General features: G+C 47.0%; 18 protein-coding genes. 3 read left to right on the top strand and 15 right to left on the bottom strand.

The genetic code is table 11. From position 1 onward, the window contains the following. Positions 1–34: 34 nt before the first annotated feature. The 8 genes from Q369_RS0102685 to Q369_RS0102720 all read right to left on the bottom strand — a co-directional run bounded on the left by Q369_RS0102685 (position 35) and on the right by Q369_RS0102720 (position 9,349). Complete coding sequence (locus Q369_RS0102685) at positions 35–1,495, bottom strand: MBOAT family O-acyltransferase (RefSeq protein WP_031526209.1); 1,461 nt, start codon at positions 1,493–1,495, stop codon at positions 35–37. After that, positions 1,485–2,444 carry a glycosyltransferase family 2 protein gene (locus Q369_RS0102690; protein ID WP_031526210.1) on the bottom strand — a complete coding sequence of 320 codons (960 nt, stop codon included), beginning with the start codon at positions 2,442–2,444 and terminating at the stop codon, positions 1,485–1,487. Before Q369_RS0102690 ends, Q369_RS0102685 begins: the two co-directional genes overlap by 11 nt. 72 nt (positions 2,445–2,516) lie before the next feature. Further along, entirely contained in the window at positions 2,517–4,217 is a 1,701-nt protein-coding gene (locus Q369_RS0102695; RefSeq protein ID WP_229206719.1) for a hypothetical protein, read from the bottom strand. Further along, a complete protein-coding gene (locus Q369_RS0102700; RefSeq protein WP_031526214.1) occupies positions 4,201–5,637 on the bottom strand; it encodes a DUF6056 family protein in 1,437 nt (478 codons plus the stop codon). Before Q369_RS0102700 ends, Q369_RS0102695 begins: the two co-directional genes overlap by 17 nt. Further along, positions 5,630–6,580, bottom strand: a complete 951-nt coding sequence (locus Q369_RS0102705) for a glycosyltransferase family 2 protein (protein WP_031526217.1) — start codon at positions 6,578–6,580, stop codon at positions 5,630–5,632. The genes Q369_RS0102700 and Q369_RS0102705 overlap by 8 nt, the downstream gene beginning before the upstream one ends. 85 nt (positions 6,581–6,665) lie before the next feature. Further along, positions 6,666–7,589, bottom strand: a complete 924-nt coding sequence (locus Q369_RS0102710; protein WP_031526218.1) for a DMT family transporter — start codon at positions 7,587–7,589, stop codon at positions 6,666–6,668. A 1-nt stretch (position 7,590) separates the two neighbouring features. Then, entirely contained in the window at positions 7,591–8,673 is a 1,083-nt protein-coding gene (locus Q369_RS0102715) for an LptF/LptG family permease (RefSeq protein ID WP_031526220.1), read from the bottom strand. Between the two features lie 13 nt (positions 8,674–8,686). Continuing rightward, complete coding sequence (locus Q369_RS0102720; RefSeq protein ID WP_031526221.1) at positions 8,687–9,349, bottom strand: metal-dependent transcriptional regulator; 663 nt, start codon at positions 9,347–9,349, stop codon at positions 8,687–8,689. 150 nt (positions 9,350–9,499) lie between these two features. Between Q369_RS0102720 and Q369_RS0102725 the strand changes: the two genes are divergently transcribed. Both Q369_RS0102725 and Q369_RS0102730 read left to right on the top strand, forming a co-directional pair. After that, a complete protein-coding gene (locus Q369_RS0102725; protein WP_031526222.1) occupies positions 9,500–10,852 on the top strand; it encodes an Nramp family divalent metal transporter in 1,353 nt (450 codons plus the stop codon). Positions 10,853–10,938: 86 nt separating this feature from the next. After that, positions 10,939–12,885 (top strand): KUP/HAK/KT family potassium transporter, encoded by a 1,947-nt coding sequence (locus tag Q369_RS0102730; protein ID WP_031526223.1) that lies wholly within the window; start codon positions 10,939–10,941, stop codon positions 12,883–12,885. A 189-nt stretch (positions 12,886–13,074) separates the two neighbouring features. Here the strand turns inward: Q369_RS0102730 and Q369_RS0102735 are convergent, their stop codons facing one another. The 7 genes from Q369_RS0102735 to Q369_RS0102765 all read right to left on the bottom strand — a co-directional run bounded on the left by Q369_RS0102735 (position 13,075) and on the right by Q369_RS0102765 (position 19,946). Then, complete coding sequence (locus Q369_RS0102735) at positions 13,075–13,590, bottom strand: phosphoribosyltransferase family protein (protein WP_031526225.1); 516 nt, start codon at positions 13,588–13,590, stop codon at positions 13,075–13,077. 57 nt (positions 13,591–13,647) lie between these two features. Continuing rightward, the gene (locus Q369_RS0102740; protein ID WP_031526226.1) at positions 13,648–14,349 is read right to left on the bottom strand and encodes a glutamine amidotransferase-related protein; all 702 of its coding nucleotides are present in this window, start codon (positions 14,347–14,349) and stop codon (positions 13,648–13,650) included. Between the two features lie 4 nt (positions 14,350–14,353). Then, positions 14,354–15,742 carry an aldehyde dehydrogenase family protein gene (locus Q369_RS0102745; protein WP_031526227.1) on the bottom strand — a complete coding sequence of 463 codons (1,389 nt, stop codon included), beginning with the start codon at positions 15,740–15,742 and terminating at the stop codon, positions 14,354–14,356. A 119-nt stretch (positions 15,743–15,861) separates the two neighbouring features. Continuing rightward, on the bottom strand, positions 15,862–16,635 hold the full coding sequence (locus Q369_RS0102750) for a glucose 1-dehydrogenase (RefSeq protein ID WP_031526229.1): 774 nt from the start codon (positions 16,633–16,635) through the stop codon (positions 15,862–15,864). Between the two features lie 257 nt (positions 16,636–16,892). Further along, positions 16,893–18,269: a glutamine synthetase family protein gene (locus tag Q369_RS0102755; protein WP_031526230.1), complete on the bottom strand. Its 1,377-nt coding sequence runs from the start codon at positions 18,267–18,269 to the stop codon at positions 16,893–16,895. A 21-nt stretch (positions 18,270–18,290) separates the two neighbouring features. Then, positions 18,291–18,920: a DUF4230 domain-containing protein gene (locus tag Q369_RS0102760; protein WP_031526232.1), complete on the bottom strand. Its 630-nt coding sequence runs from the start codon at positions 18,918–18,920 to the stop codon at positions 18,291–18,293. 12 nt (positions 18,921–18,932) lie between these two features. Then, a complete protein-coding gene (locus Q369_RS0102765; RefSeq protein WP_031526233.1) occupies positions 18,933–19,946 on the bottom strand; it encodes a bile acid:sodium symporter family protein in 1,014 nt (337 codons plus the stop codon). A 143-nt stretch (positions 19,947–20,089) separates the two neighbouring features. Here Q369_RS0102765 and Q369_RS0102770 point away from each other — a divergent pair, with 143 nt between their 5' ends. Beyond that, positions 20,090–20,905: a glycoside hydrolase family 16 protein gene (locus Q369_RS0102770; RefSeq protein WP_031526234.1), complete on the top strand. Its 816-nt coding sequence runs from the start codon at positions 20,090–20,092 to the stop codon at positions 20,903–20,905.

The raw sequence follows: 20,905 nt of genomic DNA on the forward strand, positions 1-20,905 counted from the left end.
ATTTAAAAGCAATTGTTTGCTCTTCACTTCCTTTTTAGAACTGGAAATAGATGAACTGCTTTTCAGTAACTACACAGAGTATGTAGGTGAGGAATGAAAGTAAAGGGAACAGTATGAAAAAAGTTACTGTGCTCCGGGTTGGTATCTTTTCAAAATAGTGCTCTTTAATCAGCAGAAAAGCTATCAGGAACACGCAAAACCACATTTCAAGCGCATTCAGCGGCGACATAATTTTGTCGGATAAAGACAAATTGCCGATTCCCTTTAAGATCTCAACAGAGCGGCTGATGGAATTGCGGAAGAAAACCCAGGTCAGGGAAACCAGCAGAAAAGTCACCACCAGATTAATCATCCTTGTCAACGCATTGTCAGGCAGCCTGATCCCTGCTTTTTCAAGCCATTTATCCCGCAAAGAGGCCGAGATCTGATAGAATCCGTGTAACCCGCCCCAGATCACAAAACTCCAGCTCGTACCATGCCACAATCCACTTACCAGGAATATAATCATTTGATTGCGGTATCTCATCAATTCACCTCTCCGGTTGCCACCAAGCGGGATATATAAGTAATCTCTGAACCAGGTGGAAAGGGAAATGTGCCAGCGTCCCCAAAACTCTTTAATAGACCTGGCTTCATAAGGCGCTTTGAAATTGTCCATCAATGTAAATCCCATTACACGCGCCGCGCCTATTGCCATATCCGAGTAACCTGAAAAGTCGCAATAGATCTGAAATGAGTAAAAGACCGTTGCCGTGAGCAAAGTAAGGCCATTATGCTCAACGCCGGGATCGTAGGCATAGTCAACAAAAAGAGATAGTCTGTCTGCAATGACGATCTTCTTGAAAAGCCCGAAGGCCATTTGCATTAAACCCTCTTTTACCCGCTCAAAATCGTACTTAAAATACGAATGGAACTGGAACAGCATATTTTGTGGCCGCTCGATGGGCCCTGCTACAAGCTGTGGGTAGAACATCACGTACAATGCATAGATCCCGAAGTGCCGCTCTGCTTTCTGGTGTCCGCGGTACACTTCGATGGTATAGCTCATCGCCTGGAACGTGTGGAAAGACAAGCCAATCGGCAGCAAAATTTTGCCGGACCCGGTCGTAATCCATTGCGCAAACTGCGGCGGGATCAGGCGCGCCAAAGGAGGAACCAGCGGACGCAAGTCGGCACTTGCCAGCAGACCGTTAATTGAATCCTGTAAAAAATCGTAGTATTTGAAGAAGGCGAGAATGCCAATATTGGAAATGAGACTGATTATCAGAAGCCACTTTTTCTGTTTTTGATTTTGCGATTTCTCGATCCAGATGCCTGCGTAGTAGTCGATTACAATGGTCCCAAACAGAATCAGTATGAATACCGGTTTGAAAACCATGTAGAAATAACAGCTCGCAGCAAGCAGCAAGATCCAGCGGCCACGCCATGACAAACTGAAATATGCCAGCGTAACAACTAAAAAGAAAATCAGGAACTGAATGGTATTAAACAGCATCGGGCGAAATGTACTCTCTGTTGACTATCTCTTCTTTGATAATAAACAAAGGCCTGTTTTTGGATTGAAAAAATATCCGGAGCACATATTCCCCGATAATGCCAAGCGCAAGCAACTGCACTCCGCTAAATAGAATAATGACGAAAAGTAATGAAGTAAAACCTTCAATCACGTGGGCAAAAAACAGCTTTTTAGCTACAACTACCAGGAAATAAGCCAGTGATATCAGGATAGCGACTACGCCGGTACGGCTCATGAACTTGATAGGGAATTCGCTGAAATTGAAAATCCCGTTATAGGCAAGTCTGAACAATTGTTTAAACGAGTATTTAGACTCCCCCGCCGCACGGGCGTCTCTTTCATACTCATAACCGGTTTGCTTGAAGCCGATCCACGAACGCATGCCGCGCAGGTAGCGGCTCTCTTCCGGCATTTTGTTCATTACGTCCACTACGCGGCGACTTACCAATGCAAAGTCACCACTATCCAACGGAATATCCACGTACGAAATCGAGCGTAAAATGCGATAAAACAAATGGTATCCCGTCCGCTTTATCAACCCTTCCTTACGTTTCTTGCGGACGGCGTAAACTACGTCATTTCCTTCTTTGAGGAGCTTGTAAAACTCCGGCAGCAGCTCCGGCGGATCCTGCAAGTCGCCATCGATCACAAACAGCGCCTCGGTTCCGCGCGCGGCTGAGATACCGGCTGTCAATGCGAGCTGGTGTCCGTGGTTACGCGACAGGAAAACGCCGTGGTACCGCTCGTCCATTAAGGCAACCTGCTTGATTTTTAATGCAGTATCATCTTTACTTCCATCATCTATCAGCACTACTTCTATCGCCAGGGGACTCGAATCCATCAATGCATTGATCCGCTGCACCAGGAGCGGGAGTGACTCGGATTCATTATATAACGGCGCTACAATGGATATCTGAGGAGTTTTCAATATTCAGGGATTTTCAATGACCAATATTGGCAAAAATACACCTTTCGGGCTATTATCGAAAAAATGTCTTAGTTAAGGGATTATGATTTTTCGAAGAATGCCGCCTTCTGGAACCGTATTATCAGTTCTGATTATTCCTATATCATAAGACCCGGAAAGCACAGAAGAATAGGGAATCACAATATCAGCACCCTTTTCGTACTGTCGGAAAATATTTCGACCGACGTATTTCTTCTGCTCAATTTTGAACAGGTAAGTTCTTTCCGGATTTTTCAAAAACACATATTCTCCCTTGTCTTTAGATAGCGAAATGGAACCAGCGGGATCGTTAATATAGATCTGCTTGTCTTCATCTTTTACCAGAATATGGGCATTAGCTTGTTTTGCGTTAGGCCCATTTACTTGCTGTGCGATCTTTCTGCCTCCGGCTGGATATTGGTACACGCCCATTTCCACCATTTCCTTCATTAGGCTGTCAACATAAGCGGCACCTGCCGAAAATGGCACGTGACCGAGCCCGAAACCGTTAAACTCCTGATTGTACCCATTGACTGTCAGGTATTTTGACCGCTCCGAGATAACCGGAAGGTAGTTGATCGCAGAGATTATCCATATCAGCATACTTATTCCAAATGCAGCTCTGAATACCAGCTTGCGTCGCGTTTCCACGAGGTTTGAGGTAATGAATGTCAGGTAAGCTGCAATCAGGAACAGCGCAGGGTACATTTTGTAGTTGCTCACCACCATCACGAAAAACCCAAAACGTGGCCGCAGCAAACCAATGATAATCGCATTGACGAGCAGGAATGTAATCACGCCCAGCAAGAACATTTGCACCGGACTATATTCGTTCTCAACGTTTTCGCCAAATCTTCCACTCGTTCTTTTAGGCCAGCCGAACGTCTTATTCGTCCAATCCGAGAACAGCCGCCACAGCCACCTCACTATCCACACCATAATGAGAAAGCTCATTAGAATGGGCAAGGCAGTACGTACTTGAATGCTTTTTTCAGGAAAGAGATCGAACAAACCACCCAGAAAAGCGAAAAAGCCGAGGAAAGACAGATGCGGATATTTTGCAAAAAACTCGAAACTGGACTCATTTCCCTGAGCCGACATGCCGTAGAAATATAGACCTACGCCTGCTACGGCAATCAAACACCAGACTGCGAGCTGCTTGTAGCGCCCGCTCAGCAGTAACACCATAATTCCGGCCGGCCAAACGAAAATGCCGCTGCTCATCGCGTAAGTCGCACAAAGTCCGGACAATGCAGCCAGGGTAAAGCGCTTATTTGCAAGCAGGTACATTGATGAACAAACGAACAGTACCACCGGCTGATGCTGCAAACTGCAAATTGCCCAAAGAAAAACAAGATGGTACTGCAGTTGGAACAACAAGAAAGGAATGGGCAGAAAGTACCAGATATTCAACTTTGTCTGCCTGAAAACCCGCCAGAAGATAACCAGTGTACCCAAAGTGAAGCAAGCGCCGGCAATGTGCAGGAAAGTAAAATTAAGCTTTCCGGTAATCCAGTAATAACCAAGCGTGACCAGCTTACCGACCACCATTCTATGCTCATTATTAGGCTGGAACAGCAATTTGACTTGTTCCGACAACGATGGAGCGCCGATCCATTTGTGCAGGAAATCAGGGAAAGGATCGAAATCGTCGAGCCAGGGCAGATCCACCGAGTAGTATAATATCACCAATACCCAGATCAAAATGGGTATAAGCGCGATGGTAACCGGGAAAAGCTTATTTGTTTTGTTCACTTGAAACATCCTTCAAAATGATGGCACCTTTGCCGTAATAGCCCGCCATACATTTGTTCCACCAGTGATTTTGATTCGCGGTAATGTCGTCCTGCACATAAATCGAGAACGCTTTGGACTGGATCGGCGGAAGATACGTGACTTCCTCTTTGCTGTTTTTCAGCGTCTCATACCTCGCATACATTTCCTGATCATAGGCGGCCGCCGTTCCTCTGAGCCAATCTGAATAGATCAGCTTTACATTGCCGCTCCGGTAAAAAGAAAGTGCAGTAGAAGCAAGCAGTATCACATAAAGTCCGACGAAACGAGCGACGGTAAATTGGAAAAAACCGAACCGCTTCTGCTTGAAATAATGGAAGATCACACCAAAAACATAAAACCAGCCGATCAGGAAAAAGAAGTACGCGCTATTTACAACCCGGTGAGTGGGCTCGATCCCGACTCCGTAGTAAGATGGAAAAAGCTGCGCAGATAGTACGCCTATAAAAAGCAGAACCGCGTACCAAATCGGTATCGAAAAATAATTTCGCGCTCCTTCCGACAGTCGCGACATCACAACCAGCCAGATCGCTGTAAAAAATGCTAATGGGGTTGTAAAGATCCATTCGTAACCAAGTACTACCAGTTTTTTGATGGTTGAAACAGCTGAAAAAGGAATGTTACCTCCAAGCGGGTTTCCGCCTATCCGCGCCTGGTTACCCGGGGAGCCGAGCAGCGCATAGCAGGACAATGCAGTAACAACCAGCATTGAAATCATAAATGCGTCCACTTTGCGGTGGTAAATCAGCCGGTAAACCCACCAGGCTCCTACCAGCAACACCATCGTGAGCATGTTCTGCTCACTGCACCCGATTACCGCAAAAACGAGAAAACCAGCCAGCACTCCTACGAGTATTCTTGCCGATTGTGTATCCTGCCGGTACCATCTGAGCACAAGTACAATCCAGAACAGCGTCAGCATGTTGGGAATTGTGTAAGTCACGAAGGCGGCCATCCAGTAAAAACCTTCCGCAAGGCTGGCCATTTTTAATATAAACAAAAAGAAAACAGCGCCTGCAAAACCCAAATGGGCAACTCTCGACAATGTCGGTGTCAAATGCCGGAACAAGCTGTATAACGCGAAGATTGTCCCGCCAATCAAAACCGCGGGTAATACCTTGAAGCCCGTGATGGAATGGAAGAGCAGCGGATTGCTGTGGTTGAGTAAAACACCGAAGTACCGGCCTGTCCAGGTGGTATAATACAGCTTCATTGCGCCAAACCAACCAACTTTTTGGACGGTATCGATATAACAATAATCGTCAGCTGCTGAGGGATGATTGTAGTAGGACAGCACAAGCAGCGGAAGCAGCACCGCGATCATCAATGCAATGTTGATCCAGTTGCCAACAGTTCTGTATTTTCTATAAAATCTATTCATTGACAGTTTTTTCAATAATGTATCTCGGACGGCCTTTTACTTCTTCGTAAATCTTTCCGATGTACTCTCCTATCAACCCCAGCGCCATCATATTGAACCCGCTGAAAAAGGTAAGCGGCAGCATGGTCGACGTCCAGCCCGGCACGGTATGCCCGATCAGGAATGAGAAGAGGATATAAACCACGATGAGCATCGCGATCAAAAAGTTGAAAAGCCCGAAGTAGAGCACCAGCCGCATTGGGAATGTGGAAAACGAAGTAATCCCGTTCCATGCAAAAAGCAGCATCTTACTTAACGGATATTTGGTCTCGCCGGCTTCCCGTTCCAGTCTGCTGTAATATACTTTGTCGTTTCTGAAACCGATTAAGGGAACAATGCCGCGGAGGAACAGGTTGATTTCTTTGAAATTACCCAGCTCCTGCAATACCCTCCGGTCCATTAAACGAAAATCTGCGTGATTGAAAATGACAGGAACCCCCATTTTCTGCATTAAAACATAAAACTTCTCAGCAGTAACACGCTTGAACCAGCTGTCTGAACTGCGATCGCTCCTTACGCCGTAAACCACCATTGCGCCTTCGCGGTGCCTTTCGATCATACCGGTAATCGCATTGATATCATCCTGCAGGTCAGCATCAATGGTAATAAAGCAGTCGAATTGATCCACGTGCTTTTCCAGACCAGCCATTATAGCGCTCTGGTGACCGAAATTTCTGGATAATCCAACCCCGATCACATTGGAATCTGTCAGACAGAGTTCTTCGATGATTTTCCAGGTTCTGTCGCGGCTGCCGTCATTGACAAAACAAATCCTGCTGTCTTCGGCAATAAGGCCCTGCTGCTTGATACTATTGTAATAGATGTTCAGTTTGGAGTAGGTAAGATTCAGAATAGCTTCCTCATTGTAACATGGTATTACTAAAAGTAGTCGTGCTGGATTCATATATTACCGTGTGGATTGAATCGACAAAAATAGCAGTAATAAGTTAATATGCTTCTTCCCCGCTGCCAGAGGCGCCTATTATCCTTCAATTGTTGATCTCACTTATCTTCCGGCTGCCTTTATCCAGCACACTTCCTGAAAGCAATGGATACAGCAGTACAGCCATCAAAATCAGCAGGGTACCCCAGTAAAATGCAGTCGTCATTCTTTCTTTTTCACCAAAAAACAGAAAGGCCAATGCAATTCCATAAACAGGTTCAAGGTTGATAGTCAGGTTGATCAGGTAAGCTGAAAACTGCTTCATCAGCTGCGTGGCCATTGTACTTGCGTAGACCGTGCAAATCCAGGCAAGGAACAAAATCCAGATCCAGTCACCTGACTCCGGAAGATAAGGCGCATTGCCAGTCCATTGAAATGATTCTGCCACAAACAAAGACAGCAGCGAAAACACAGTCGCTCCCGCCATTTCATAAAAAGTAATCACATAAGCGTCAATACGCTGTACGAGCCTGCTATTGGCTACTGTGAACATCGCGGCGAGGAGCGCAGAAGCGAGCGCGAGCATCAATCCGAGCGCGTGGTCGAACTCGAACCGAAAAACAACATAGAGCCCCGCAAATGCCAGAATACCCAACCCCACTTCCAGCGGCCGAATGCGTTTTTTATTTACCAGCGGTTCAATGATACTGGTCCACAAAGAAGTGGTCGCCATTCCTGCCAGACATACCGAAGCTGTGGAAACGCGCGCAGAGGCAAAAAACAGCATCCAGTGCGCAGAAAGGATAAAGCCCACCGCAAACATGCGCAGCAAATCGGCAGAATCTGCCCGTAACCGTTTTTGTTTAAACAGAATGATTATCCCTAAACCCAGACAAGCGAAAAGTGTCCGGTAAAAAACCAGGGCAATGGGTGAAATAGTGACCAGCAGACCTACAATTGCCGTAAACCCCCAGATCAAAACCAGAAAATGCAGGTGCAAGTACGAGCGCAGCGTGGCAGATGTGAACATACTATCTCGGCAGTGTTTTATATAAAATCAATCCGATGCACGAGAAAACAATATTCGGCAGCCAGACAGCAAATAAAGTGTTAATGGTACCTGCCTCAGCCACACCTTTTGATAAAAGAAAGAACAGTATATAAATGAATGCAAGCATAAATCCGAGCGCGATTTGCCAGCCTACACCCCGCCTGCTCTTACGCGCAGAAACAATCACGCCGATTGCTGTGAGAATAAGAATGGCGAAAGGCTGCGTGAAACGGATGTATTTCTCGATAAGGTAAACTTCAAGTCCGTCGGAGCCGCGGCTTTTCAGCAGGTCGATGTGCGCATTCAGTTCCGGCAATGTAAATGTCTCAAAAAGGTTGTAGTCACTTTCAAAATCCTTGGGTGAAAGGTTGATCGTCGTGTCGATCTCCATTCCCTGACTAAGTTTCTCCCCCAGACTGTCCAATGTCCGTACCTGGTAGTTCTGCATGGTCCATTTACCCTTTTTGGGCTGCCACACAATTTTATCCGCGTAAAACTTCTGGACTAGCTGGTTACCCTTGATGGTTTCCATTGTGAATTTATTGCCTGTCATGCTGCTGTTGTTATAGCTTTCAAGATAGGCATACACATCGGGTGCGATGGTAATATGCACATTGTGCCCGCTGAAATAGAACTGGTCCTTCACATACGTTTTCTCGAAGCTGTTCCGGATTTTGTTAGCTTTCGGCAGGATCCAGCCTACCTGTAAAAAAGTGACTGCGCCGAGGATCATTGCACCCACCATGTATGGCAGCAGCATTCTGCCGAAACTGATCCCGCTGCTAAGAATGGCGATGATCTCAGTTCTGGCCGCAATACGTGAAGTGAAGAATACCGTGGCAATAAATACCATCAGCGGACTGATGTAATTGATCCAGTATGGTATGAGGTTGAGGTAATAATCAATCAGGATTTCCCTGAGTGGCGCCTTTTTTTCCAGGAAATCGTCGACCTTTTCCGTGTAGTCGATCATGCAGATAATGAGCACGATCACAAACGCTACGAAAACGTAGGTAATCAGGAAGTTTTTGATCAGGTAACGATCCAGAATTTTAAATCTCATGGCTGGCGGTGTCTCATCGGCGTTGTACCAATAGGTTTTTTGATACTTCGAGACTGATAAACAACGATTGCCCGCCGTCTATTTGTACAGAAGCAGACTTGTCATATTCATTAATTTCCTTTACCTCAATTACAGAACCCAGCTTAATCCCTGAACGGTCGAGATGTTGCAGGAACGAAGGCGCGTGGTCCAGCACGCCCATCATACGTACTTTTTCGCCGATATGCACATCGGTAAGCACCTTATAATCAGGTTCTGTTAAATTCCCTTTTGCGTCCGGGATAGGATCTCCGTGCGGGTCGAACCGGGGATGTCCCAGAAAGGTATCCAGCTTTTCGACAAGTATTTCGGAGGGAATATGTTCCAGTTCCTCGGCGATATCGTGCACTTCGTCCCAGCCAAATCCCAACTTTTCCACCAAAAAAACCTCCCACAACCTGTGCTTCCGGATCACCTTGATCGCGACCTTCTCGCCTTGTTCGGTGAGTGTTACGCCCTGGTACTTTTTATAGTTGATTAATCCCTTTTCAGCCAGTTTACGTAACATATCCGTCACGGAAGCTGCGCGCGTGGCGGTGCTTTCGGCAAGCGCGTTGGTGCTCACCTCACCGCCGTCCCTGCCGGAAAGAGCGTGTATGATTTTAAGATAATTTTCTTCTGTGAACGAATTCTGCATTGCACGGAAACCAGGATATATGATCCGAATATTAGCAAAAGTACAATTTGGAAAGCGGAAAATAAAAAATTTAGCCTAGCCTAAATTTTTTTTGAGATTTTTCTTATATTTGATTTCGTAATATTCATTACTGTTTCGGTTGCAGGTAAAATGATTGACGGTCTAAAAGTGAAAGAATTTCTGCGCAAAGAAGCGCTTGACGACAAGAACCAGCTGGCATCACTGTCGGAAGTACATTCCAGTATCGCAGTTCCGGAAGGTGCGGGTTTCTGGAAAAAAATGATGGCATTTACAGGTCCCGGATTAATGGTGGCCGTGGGTTATATCGACCCGGGCAACTGGGCTACGGACATTGAAGGCGGGTCAAGATTTGGCTACACGTTGCTGTCTGTGATCCTGATCTCGAATCTGTTTGCAATGCTACTGCAGCATTTATCACTTAAACTTGGCATTGCATCCGGTCGCGACCTGGCACAGGCCTGCCGCGACTACTACTCCCGTCCCGTTTCATTTGTACTCTGGGTTTTATCTGAAATTGCAATCGCAGCAACGGATCTGGCTGAGGTAATCGGCTCGGCCATCGCATTAAACCTTCTTTTTGGCCTGCCGCTGCCCGTGGGGGTGGTTTTTACAGCATTGGACGTCCTGCTCGTTTTATATTTTCAGCAAAAAGGTTTTCGTATTATAGAAAGCATTGTGGCCGGGTTAATGGGAATCATTCTGATGAGCTTTATCTATGAAATGATCGTCTCACAGCCTTCAATGGCAGGTATGCTGGGCGGATTGATCCCGAAAACCGAGATCGTCACCAACCCGGGAATGCTTTATATCGCGATAGGAATTTTAGGGGCAACAGTAATGCCGCACAATTTGTACCTGCATTCAAGTATCGTACAGACACGCGCATTCAAGCGGGACGATGCCGGGAAGAAATCTGCGATTAAATTCGCTACCATTGATTCCACTGTCTCCCTCGGTCTGGCCTTTTTCATCAACGGCTCCATTCTGATCCTGGCTGCTACTGCATTCCATGCGAACGGACATTTTGAGATTGCCGATATTACCGACGCTTACCGTTTACTCGATCCGGTTCTCGGGGTGAGTCTTGCCAGTATTTTCTTTGCATTGGCACTGCTCGCTTCCGGCCAGAGCTCCACGCTCACCGGCACATTGGCGGGACAAATCGTTATGGAAGGCTTTCTCAACATTCGCCTGAAACCGTGGCTGAGAAGGTTGATCACCCGGGGGATCGCCATTGTTCCGGCACTGATCGTCTCCTCCCTATATGGAGAAAGGGGCACGGCCGAACTGCTTGTGTTCAGCCAGGTAATACTTTCGCTTCAACTGAGCTTTGCCGTGGTGCCGCTGGTTTTCTTCACATCGAAATCTTCCATTATGGGGAAATTTGCGAATTCGAAGACTATGACCCTGGTGAGCTGGATTATTACCTTGGTCATCATTTTACTAAATGGCTACCTGCTTTTCAACACTTTCTTCGGTTGATTTTTGATCACTAAATTAAATTTGAGTTTGACAATATCTTCTTTGCACGTCGTTTCCTAACTTTCGCTGTTTTTTCAGCAAAATGAATGGAATCAAAGCACAAAATTGATAAGGTAACAGCGGCTGGTGTGCTGGTTGCATTTGGGATTATTTACGGAGATATCGGCACCTCGCCGCTCTACGTAATGCAAGCCATTATCCTGAATGAAAGGATCACAGAAGAAATTATCTACGGAGCAATATCCTGCATTTTCTGGACACTGACGCTCCAAACTACCGTTAAATACGTTATCCTGATCCTTCGCGCCGATAACCGTGGCGAGGGAGGGATATTTGCATTGTACGCACTTGTCCGCAAACATGCCAAGTGGCTGACAGTTCCGGCCATTATCGGCGGCAGTACTTTGCTCGCCGACGGTATTATTACACCCCCGATCTCGGTTTCTTCAGCAGTAGAAGGTTTGCAGCTGATCTACCCGAATATCCAGACAATACCTATCGTAATCGGCATTCTTACGCTGATTTTCATCATCCAGGCTTTTGGTACAAAGGTTGTTGGCCGGGCATTCGGTCCGCTGATGATCACCTGGTTTGTCATGCTCGGCGTGCTTGGTTTATTCCAGATTATAGAACATCCCGAGATCCTGAAAGCAGTAAACCCGGTTTATGGGTTTGACTTGATCACCAAACACCCGGGCGGTTTCTGGATACTCGGCGCTGTGTTCCTTTGTACAACGGGCGCAGAAGCGTTGTATTCCGACCTGGGGCATTGCGGACGTGAGAATATCCGCGTGAGCTGGATTTTTGTAAAAATATGCTTGCTGCTCAACTATTTTGGCCAGGGCGCCTGGCTGATCACTGAGATGGGTAATCTGCTGAATGCGCGAAAACCATTTTATGAAATCATGCCCGAATGGTGGCTGCTCCCGGGAGTCGTCATTGCGACACTTGCTGCCATTATCGCGAGTCAGGCGGTTATCACCGGTTCATTTACATTGATTTCGGAGGCAATCAGGTTAAATTTCTGGCCGAAAGTGAGACTTATCTATCCAAGCGATCAGAAGGGCCAACTTTATGTGCCGAGCATCAACTGGCTTTTGTGGCTGGGCTGTACGGGAGTAGTGCTGTACTTCCGTCAATCTTCAAATATGGAAGCTGCCTACGGTCTGGCGATCACACTCACGATGGTCATGACCACGATCCTCTTCTCCTATTATCTCTACATCAAGAGGGTTAATTTGTGGATTGTAATCGCATTTATGCTGCTATACCTTTTCATTGAGGGAATGTTCCTCGGCGCAAACCTGCTGAAATTCACGCATGGAGGTTGGTTTACGATTATGGTAGGCACATTGGTAGCGGGTCTAATGACCGTTTGGCTCAGGGCATTTTACATTAAACTCCGGCTTACAGAATACACCAAACTCGAAAAGTACCTGCCTGCGCTGCACGAGCTGAGCCGCGATATCAGCATTCCTAAATACACCACTCACCTCGTTTTTATGACCAATGCATCACGTGCAACGGAAATTGAAACGAAGGTTATCTACTCCATTTTCCAGAAACGGCCGAAAAGAGCCGACGTATATTGGTTTATCCACGTGGATATTACCGATGATCCGTACACAATGGAATACAAAGTGTTGTCCGACGATGACAAGAATGATAATGTAATTAAGATCAATTTCAGGCTGGGCTTCCGGGTTGATCAGCGGATTAATATGTTTTTCCGCAAAGTGGTTGAAGACATGGTAATGAACAAGGAAGTGGACATTACCAGCCGCTACGAATCGCTGAGCAAGCAGAATATCACGGGCGACTTCCGGTTTGTAGTTCTGGAAAGATTCCTTTCATTCGAAAATGACTTGCCGCTATTTGAGCAGCTCGTTATGAAAACCTACTTCTTCGTCAAAGATTTCACAACCCCCGAAGACAAATGGTTTGGCTTGGACAGCAGCTCCGTAAAAATCGAGAAAGTCCCGCTGATTATCAGACCAGTGGAGAATGTGAAGCTGAGGAGAGTTTATACTTAGTTGTCGGTTGTCGGCTGTCGGCTGTCGGCTGTCGGCTGTCGGCTGTCGGCTGTCGGCTGTCGGCTGTCGGCTGTCGGCTGTCGGCTTTTATGAAAAATGCAAAGTCAATTATCTACTCTAAGCAAGTATAAAGATTCCTTAAAGTTAAGAATACCTGAAAGCCGAAAGCTGACTGCCAACTGCCGATAGCTATTTCAAAAACACCCCCTCCTCTCCTTCTTTGCTCAAAACCACCTCCACATGCTCCATCAACGTGGTACTGAGCGAGTAGCCTACGTAATCTGCATGAACAGGAAATAAATGGTGACTTCTGTCGACGATCACTGCTACCTGCACCTTCTTCATGGGTACTTTCAGGAAAGGCTCTAATGCAAACGCAAGCGTGCGTCCTGTATTCAGCACATCATCGACCAGGATAATCACTTGGTTCTCGATGTTAATGTCTTTGTCAAAAACAACCGGACTCTGGTGATGCAGGTGTTTGTCAAACCGAAGCTCAATCAAGTCTATTTTTAAAGGGGATATGGTGGACAGTTCAGCAGCGAGGCGGCCGGCAAATGCGTAACCTTCGCCTGCTATACCCGCCAGGATCACGCCTTGTTCTTCGAAATTATGTTCATAAATCTCAAAGGCGATTCTCCTGATCTTCTGATTTGTCTGGTGAGAACTAAGTATCTGGCGGGGGGTATTAGTACTGTTTGTCATTGAAAATACGATTCGTAACAGGAATGTCAGGTAAAAATAAGCATACAAGAGTCGAGTTCATAGCATCGCAAAATTCTTTATCCACGTTGCAATTACGAATTCGTGGGTAGGTAAGGCAAGGCTGGCAATACCCGCATCCACTTTCGCCTGCCCGATCCGCTCCAATCTCAGCTCCATCAACGCCTTGTTGTAGATCCCGGGAAATTCCGGGTGTGCCTGTATACCCAGCATATGCGGACCCACCTGGAACATACCCACGGAACAATCGGCCGTTTTGGCGAGCAAAGTACTGTTTGGCGGCATTGCAACAACCTGATCCTGGCACATCATCAAAAGATTAAATTCCTGCATTTCAGGCTGCATCCATTCTGCGTTTTCAATTGATGAAAATGAATGCACTCCCACGCGCCAGCCCGGGCTTCCTTGTACCACTTTTCCACCAAGCGCCTCTGCGAGCATTTGGTGACCAAAACAGATCCCGACGTACTTTTTCCCGGATTCGTAGACGTCGTTTACAAGAACTTTCAAACGCAATATCCAGTCTTCCTGATCGTAAACAGAAAACTTGGAGCCCGTAGAAATATACAGGTCGCATTCATGAACGGAGTCGGGGAAAATTCCATTGCAAACGTCATAGAAAACGAACTCCCATTCCGGTGCAACCTGCGAAAACAATGCAGGAAACATCTGCCGGTAATCCCCGGCAATGTGCATGAGATCTTCCCTGACGTGGTCGCATTCAAGCAAGCCAACCTTCATTTATTCAGCTGTTAATTTTCAAATGGAATGATTTCGGGCGGGTCAATGCTTCGTAGCCGATCTTAGATAAGGTGCAGCCGCGTCCCGAATTTTTCACGCCTGTCCACGCGAGCGCAGGATCCAGATAATCGCATCGGTTCATAAACCAGGTACCCGTCTCCACCTGCTCTCCTATCGCCAGAGCCGCGTCGATGTCGCTCGTCCAGATAGAAGCAGTGAGTCCGTATTGGCTGTCATTCATCAGTTTGATTGCTTCTTCATCACCACTCACCGGCATAATCCCGACCACCGGAGCAAAGGTTTCCTCCGTCATAATCTCCATGGAATGACCCACATTGACCAGTACCTGTGGTGCAAAATAAGGCGTTCCTTTTTGGTGAGCAGAAAATAATGCAGTATCAATCAGCGGAGTAGCTCCCTGCGCTATTGCTTCATCTACTTGCTTTTGAGCAAATTCGGCCGCCGCTGTACGGACCATCGGGCCCAGTGTCGTATCCTGCTCAGCGGGATTCCCAAGGGTGTAGGTCTTGGTCAGTTTTACAAACTCACTTACAAATTCATCATATACATCCTGATGCACATAAATGCGCTCAATACCGCAGCAGGATTGACCGGAGTTAAAAAAGGATCCATCGACCAGGTTTTCGACAGCATCGGCCAGGTTTGCATCAGCGCGAACATAGGCAGGATCTTTTCCGCCCAATTCGAGTCCGCCTACTATAAACCTTTCGTTAATAGCCCGTTGTACTGCATGTCCACCTTCCACAGAGCCGGTAAATGCGACATAATCAATGCGGCTGTCGCCGATCACCTGCGCTACCTGCGGGTGGCTTAAATGCAAGAACTGAAAAACACCCTGCGGCAGTCCGGCATATTCGAATGCAGCCGCATAACGTTCCGCGCAAAGCGGTGTTTGCTGTGCGTGTTTGAGGATAACCGCATTACCAGACATGATGGCAGGTATCACCGAATTGACAGAAGTAAGATATGGATAATTCCAGGGTGCCACTACAAACACAACACCCAGCGGATCACGCCGGATAAATCTTTTGAAGCCGGGTAATTGCTCCACTTCTACGTCAGCCAATGCAGTTTCAGCAACAGAAATCATGTATTTAGCGCGTTCCTGAAAACCTTTTCTGATCTCATTGGCCGTATACCGGATTGGCCGGCCCATTTGCCAGGTAAGTTCCAGTCCGATTTCGTCTGCATTTTCCAGGAAGTATTCAACAGCTTTCATACAAATCGCCGCCCGCTCTTGCAGCGACGTTTGACGCCAGGACTTCTGTGCCGCAACCGCGCTTTCCAACGCTTTTTCAACCGCAGCATCATCGGCCAATGCACGTTCCACGTACACCGAACCATCAATCGGACTTATTGTTTTTTGAATCATTTTTTTTAAAGGGGCGAAATGGAGGAAGGAAGAAAGGGAGGATGGAGGAAAGGGAAAATTGAACTTCAATATATAATTTCCCCTTTCCTCCCCTTCCTCCCTCTTCCCTTTCCTCCCTTTTAAACAGGGGTTACGTAAGCAGATGTGATTCCACCGTCTACCAGGAAGTCGGTGCCGGTGACGAATGAGGATTCGTCGGAAGCCAGGAACAATGCGGCGTAGGCCATTTCCTTCGCCTCACCGAACCGGCCCATTGGAATATGTACGAGGCGACGTTGTTTCTTCTCTTCAGTATTCAGGAATTTCATCAAAAGCTCCGTACGAAGCGGTCCCGGACACAATGCATTGACGCGGATATTTTCCCGGGCATGAATAATCGCGAGTTCGCGGGTCAATGCAAGCACCGCCCCTTTACTAGCTGTGTAAGCCACCTGGGGAGTAGCCGCGCCCAGAATTGCGACAAAGGATGCAGTGTTGATAATGGATCCGCCGCCGGCACGCTGCAATGCAGGAATACCATATTTACAACCTAAAAACACGCCCTTCGCATTGATATTCATCGTAAGATCCCACACAGATTCTTCTGTTGTCATCGCATTGTCATCATCACTGTGCATAATCCCCGCGTTATTGAAGATAATGTTCAGCTTACCGAATTTTTCTTCTGCAAAAGCCACAGCGGACTCGCAATCAGCAGCTTTGGACACATCGGAATGAAGGAAAAATGCTTCGCCACCTGCACTTACAATCGCATCGGCAGTTTCCTGACCACCCTGGTCATTCACATCGGTAACCACGATTTTGGCACCCTCTTTTGCAAATAAAATGGCAGTCTCTCGGCCAATTCCGCCGCTTCCGCCTGTGATAAGGGCAACTTTACCTTCTAAACGCATTGGTTTGTGTATTTACGGATTTGTGTTTTTACCGGTGTGTCGCCCCGATGGGGCTTGCTTTGATATTCTTGTATTCCTTTACCAGTGTGTTGCCCCGATGGGGCTTGCTTTGATATTCTTTTATTCCTTTACCAGTGTGTCGCCCTGATGGGGCTTGCTTTGATATTCTTTTATTCCTTTACCAGTGTGTCGCCCTGATGGGGCTTGCTTTGATCTTGTTGTATTCCCGCACCGGTGTGACGCCCGGATAATAGTTTTTATATCTGCTCAAAATACCGCTTTCGTTCCCAGTCGGTGACCGAAGTATCGTACGCTCTTTGTTCGTTGCGGAAGAAGTGCGTGTAATGTGCCACTACTTCTTCTCCGAAAGCATTTTTGGCAAATTCACTATGCTCAAACATGTTTACTGCTTCTGCTAAAGTATGGGCTACCCGCGGTAAATGCGCCGCTGCATAAATATCCCCGACAAAGCATTCAGGCGGCTCGATCTTGTTTTTGATTCCGTCCAGGCCCGAAGCAAGCGAGGCTGCAAATGCCAGATAAGGATTACAGTCGGCGCCGGGAATGCGACATTCAATACGCAAACTCTTCCCGCTCCCTACTACTCTGAACCCGGCTGTCCGGTTATCGTAACTCCACGCCAGCCGAGTCGGTGCCCAGGATCCGTCAACAAAACGTTTGTACGAATTGACAGTAGGCGCATAAAATGGCATTACATCCGGTACGTGCCTGATCCAACCGCCCAGAAACCAGCGGAACAGATCCGATCCTTTTACCGGCCCAAACTCCTGATCTCCCGCAAATGCATTTTCGCCATCTTGCCATAAACTCATGTGAATATGGCTGCTTGATCCCGCCTGATCTGTCGCAAACTTGGCCATGAAAGTCACCGAAAGTCCCATTGCATCAGCCACTTCCTTCATGCATTGCTTATATACCACATGGTTGTCGGCCATTGAAAGTACATCCGCATACTTCACATTAAGCTCGTGCTGTCCTAGTCCCCACTCTCCTTTGGATGTTTCAACCGGGATTCCCGAGTTTTTAAGGTGCTTTCTTACTACGGATGTAAATTTTTCATTCCGTGTTCCCTGCAAAATGTGATAGTCTTCCAGGTAATATCCGGCAGGCGACAGGTTTTGGTAACCCTTTTGAAAGGCTTCCTTATAGGTATTTTCCAACAGATAATATTCGAGCTCGGAAGCCGCGAAGCATTGCATTCCGTCGTTTGCAAGCCGGTCCAGCTGTTTTCTGAGAATAGATCGCGGGGCTATGCTTTCGGGAATGTGCGACTTTTCATTATACACATCGCAGATTACCAGCGCAGTTTTTTCAAGCCAGTCGGCGATGCGCAGGGTATTAAAGTCGGGGACAAGGTGGAAATCTCCGTAACCAAGCTCCCAATTGGCATACTGATATCCTGGTACCGGCTCCATTGTCACGTCTGTTGTGAGCAGATAGTTACAGGCGTGGGTACCATCTTCCAGCATTGAATCGAGGAAATATTCCGCGTCGACGCGCTTTCCCATCAATCGCCCATAATGGTCTGTAAAACCTACAATAACCGTCTCTATCGAGCCCTCACCAATTTTCTCCCTCAGTTCGTCCGTTGTAAGATATCCGCGTTTTTCCATTGGAAAGGGTTAAGCGATCAGCTAGCGTAATTTATCAATCTTTGCACTCATCGGGAATTTTAACACCACCTTTTTACCCGAAGCTTTTTCCAAAACCGGGGTCAGTATTTTGCGGGCATTCTCTTTCGTTTGTTCCAAAATACCCATATCCTGCGCCGATTTCAGGATCTGTTTCTCAGCCTCTTTATAAGCCTCTTCCACCAGCTTCCCTTCTTCACTGAATGCAAATTCGGTATTGTAGATCCTGGACTTGCTATGATCAATCTTGAAAACACAAAGTTCAGGTTCTGGCATATTCACGACCAGTGTTTCGTCTTCGGAAGATATATCGGCAATCTCCACCTGCGTCAAATCCACGCATCCGATCGCCTCGCCTTGCACGATCAAAACCGCTTTCGCATTAGGCAGAAAGGTTTTTACCACTTCCCGCTCCACTACATCCTTGAAATTATACTTCACCAATTCCAGCTTCCCCATTGCGCTGATCTCCTGCAAGACGAGCGTATGCGTTGTTTCAGTCTGGTCTTCCGTTTTAAAACCAAACCAGTCAGGAGCCCAATGGCCTGAGCGGAAATTTGACCATAATGATTGAACTCCGGCTATCAACAAGACTAAAACCAACAATCGTATTAACCAGGATATCAATCGCATTTCATTCTGTTTTTATCTCGACACTCGTAATTTCTCTTGATCCTCAGCCGCTTTCGCCATTTTCTGTGCGATAATGCTGGCGGCAATCAGTTGTAACGCATGATAAATCATGATCGGAAGCAGCATTATGCCCGCTTGTGGACCAGCAAACAGCACTTTGGACATTACTGCGCCTTGCACAAGCGATTTCTTTGATCCGCAAAAAACAGCAGTAACCCGGTCCTCGTGGTTGAACTTCAGCAGGCTACTGATGAATGTTAACAGGAAATAAATTGCGAAAAAGAGCGCCAGCATTCCTATTCCTAAAAATACGATTTCTTTCAATCCCAGCGAACTAAACAGGTGCTCTCCGAAAGATTCGCAAAACGAGGTATAAACAATCAGCAAAATAGAGAATTGGTCGAAATAGCGGATGTACTTTTTGTTTTTCTCGGCAACACCTCCCCAACGTTTATTTAACAAAATCCCTGCGAATACCGGTAACAATACTTGCAGCGCGAGCTTTCCTACTACCGAAAGCAGGTCAAATTGTCCCGAACCTGTATCCATAACCACCCCCATCCAAAGCGGGGTGATGAAAACGCCGATCAGACTTGAAATACTTGCATTGAATATCGCCGCAGGGATATTTCCTCTCGCAATGGAAACCATTACCACAGAAGAGGATACCGTGGAAGGTAGGGAAGTCAGAAAGAAGATACCCAGCCAGAGCGTGCGGCTTTCGTCGGTGACGAACAATGGGCGGCACGCCAGCGCAACCAATGGAAAAAGGACGAAAGTGGACAAATGCACAATGATATGCAGCCGCCAGTTGGTCAATCCTTCACGGAGTTTTTCGGGACTTAACCGGAGTCCGTAGAAGAAGAAAATAATGGACACTGCGTACGTGGAGATATCCGAAAGTGGTACCGGACTATCTTTCATCCCCGGCGCGGGCCAGAGCCATGCGAGAAATATCATGCTGAGCAATGCGAGCATGAAACCATCTAATCCGGCCTTTTTAGCTGTTGAAAGTATTTTATTCATCGTGTGGTTGTTCATTCCAGGCTTTCGCCGGACCTCCTGCGCTGCCCGCAAAAGAAGGATAAAAGTTGATTAAACAAAATCCCGCCTCTGGTTATTAGATTTACGTCCAGGCCGGCCTTACTGGTTCCAAACTCCATTCAATTATGAAAAATATACTTCTCAGCGCCATTTTCCTCCTGCTAACTGCACCTTGTTTTGCCCAATGGAAGCTGGTCTGGGCCGATGAATTTGACAGCGAAGGGGCCCCCGATGATAAGAACTGGAGTTCGGAAGAAGGTTTTGTCAGGAACCATGAGCTGCAATTCTACCAGGCGCAGAATGCTTATTGCAAAGGCGGGTATCTCATCATTGAAGCCAAGAAAGAACAGGTGAAAAACCCTGCTTACAAGGCAGGCAGCAAGAAATGGAACGAAAGTCGCGAGGTTTCTGAGTATACTTCGGCTAGTCTGATCACAAGAGGAAAGCAAAGCTTCCAGTACGGGAGATTCGAAATGCGCGCAAAGATAGATACAAGAGCTGGCTTGTGGCCGGCATTCTGGACACTGGGAACAGCCGGTGAGTGGCCTGACAATGGGGAAATTGATATTATGGAATATTACCGTGGTATGTTGCTGGCAAACATTGCCTGGGGCTCCAAGGAAAGGTACAAGCCAATCTGGAATTCAGTTAAGAAGCCAATTAAGGAGTTCAATGATCCGGATTGGTCAACCAAATTTCACACCTGGCGAATGGACTGGGACGAGAAATCGATCAAGCTGTATGTGGATGATAATTTGCTGGCTTCACAGGATACCGACCCGAAAATGAACCTCGCGAACAAGCAGGTGGCGCCTTTTCACCAGCCGCATTACATTCTGGTCGGAATGGCGGTTGGTGGCGACAATGGAGGTGATCCCGCCGGCACCGAATTTCCTGCCAGGTACGAGATCGACTATGTGCGGGTTTATCAGCAGAAGTGA

The sequence above is a fragment of the Dyadobacter crusticola DSM 16708 genome, assembly GCF_000701505.1.
Classification (GTDB): Bacteria; Bacteroidota; Bacteroidia; order Cytophagales; family Spirosomataceae; genus Dyadobacter; species Dyadobacter crusticola.

Coding starts and splice junctions, on each gene's coding strand:
- Q369_RS0102760 (WP_031526232.1), bottom strand. CDS start 18,920: ATGCGATTGATATCCTGGTTAATACGATTGTTGGTTTTAGTCTTGTTG.
- Q369_RS0102710 (WP_031526218.1), bottom strand. CDS start 7,589: ATGTTCACATCTGCCACGCTGCGCTCGTACTTGCACCTGCATTTTCTG.
- Q369_RS0102770 (WP_031526234.1), top strand. CDS start 20,090: ATGAAAAATATACTTCTCAGCGCCATTTTCCTCCTGCTAACTGCACCT.
- Q369_RS0102750 (WP_031526229.1), bottom strand. CDS start 16,635: ATGCGTTTAGAAGGTAAAGTTGCCCTTATCACAGGCGGAAGCGGCGGA.
- Q369_RS0102705 (WP_031526217.1), bottom strand. CDS start 6,580: ATGAATCCAGCACGACTACTTTTAGTAATACCATGTTACAATGAGGAA.
- Q369_RS0102715 (WP_031526220.1), bottom strand. CDS start 8,673: ATGAGATTTAAAATTCTGGATCGTTACCTGATCAAAAACTTCCTGATT.
- Q369_RS0102765 (WP_031526233.1), bottom strand. CDS start 19,946: ATGAATAAAATACTTTCAACAGCTAAAAAGGCCGGATTAGATGGTTTC.
- Q369_RS0102685 (WP_031526209.1), bottom strand. CDS start 1,495: ATGCTGTTTAATACCATTCAGTTCCTGATTTTCTTTTTAGTTGTTACG.
- Q369_RS0102725 (WP_031526222.1), top strand. CDS start 9,500: ATGATTGACGGTCTAAAAGTGAAAGAATTTCTGCGCAAAGAAGCGCTT.
- Q369_RS0102745 (WP_031526227.1), bottom strand. CDS start 15,742: ATGATTCAAAAAACAATAAGTCCGATTGATGGTTCGGTGTACGTGGAA.
- Q369_RS0102700 (WP_031526214.1), bottom strand. CDS start 5,637: ATGAATAGATTTTATAGAAAATACAGAACTGTTGGCAACTGGATCAAC.
- Q369_RS0102720 (WP_031526221.1), bottom strand. CDS start 9,349: ATGCAGAATTCGTTCACAGAAGAAAATTATCTTAAAATCATACACGCT.
- Q369_RS0102755 (WP_031526230.1), bottom strand. CDS start 18,269: ATGGAAAAACGCGGATATCTTACAACGGACGAACTGAGGGAGAAAATT.
- Q369_RS0102740 (WP_031526226.1), bottom strand. CDS start 14,349: ATGAAGGTTGGCTTGCTTGAATGCGACCACGTCAGGGAAGATCTCATG.
- Q369_RS0102735 (WP_031526225.1), bottom strand. CDS start 13,590: ATGACAAACAGTACTAATACCCCCCGCCAGATACTTAGTTCTCACCAG.
- Q369_RS0102730 (WP_031526223.1), top strand. CDS start 10,939: ATGGAATCAAAGCACAAAATTGATAAGGTAACAGCGGCTGGTGTGCTG.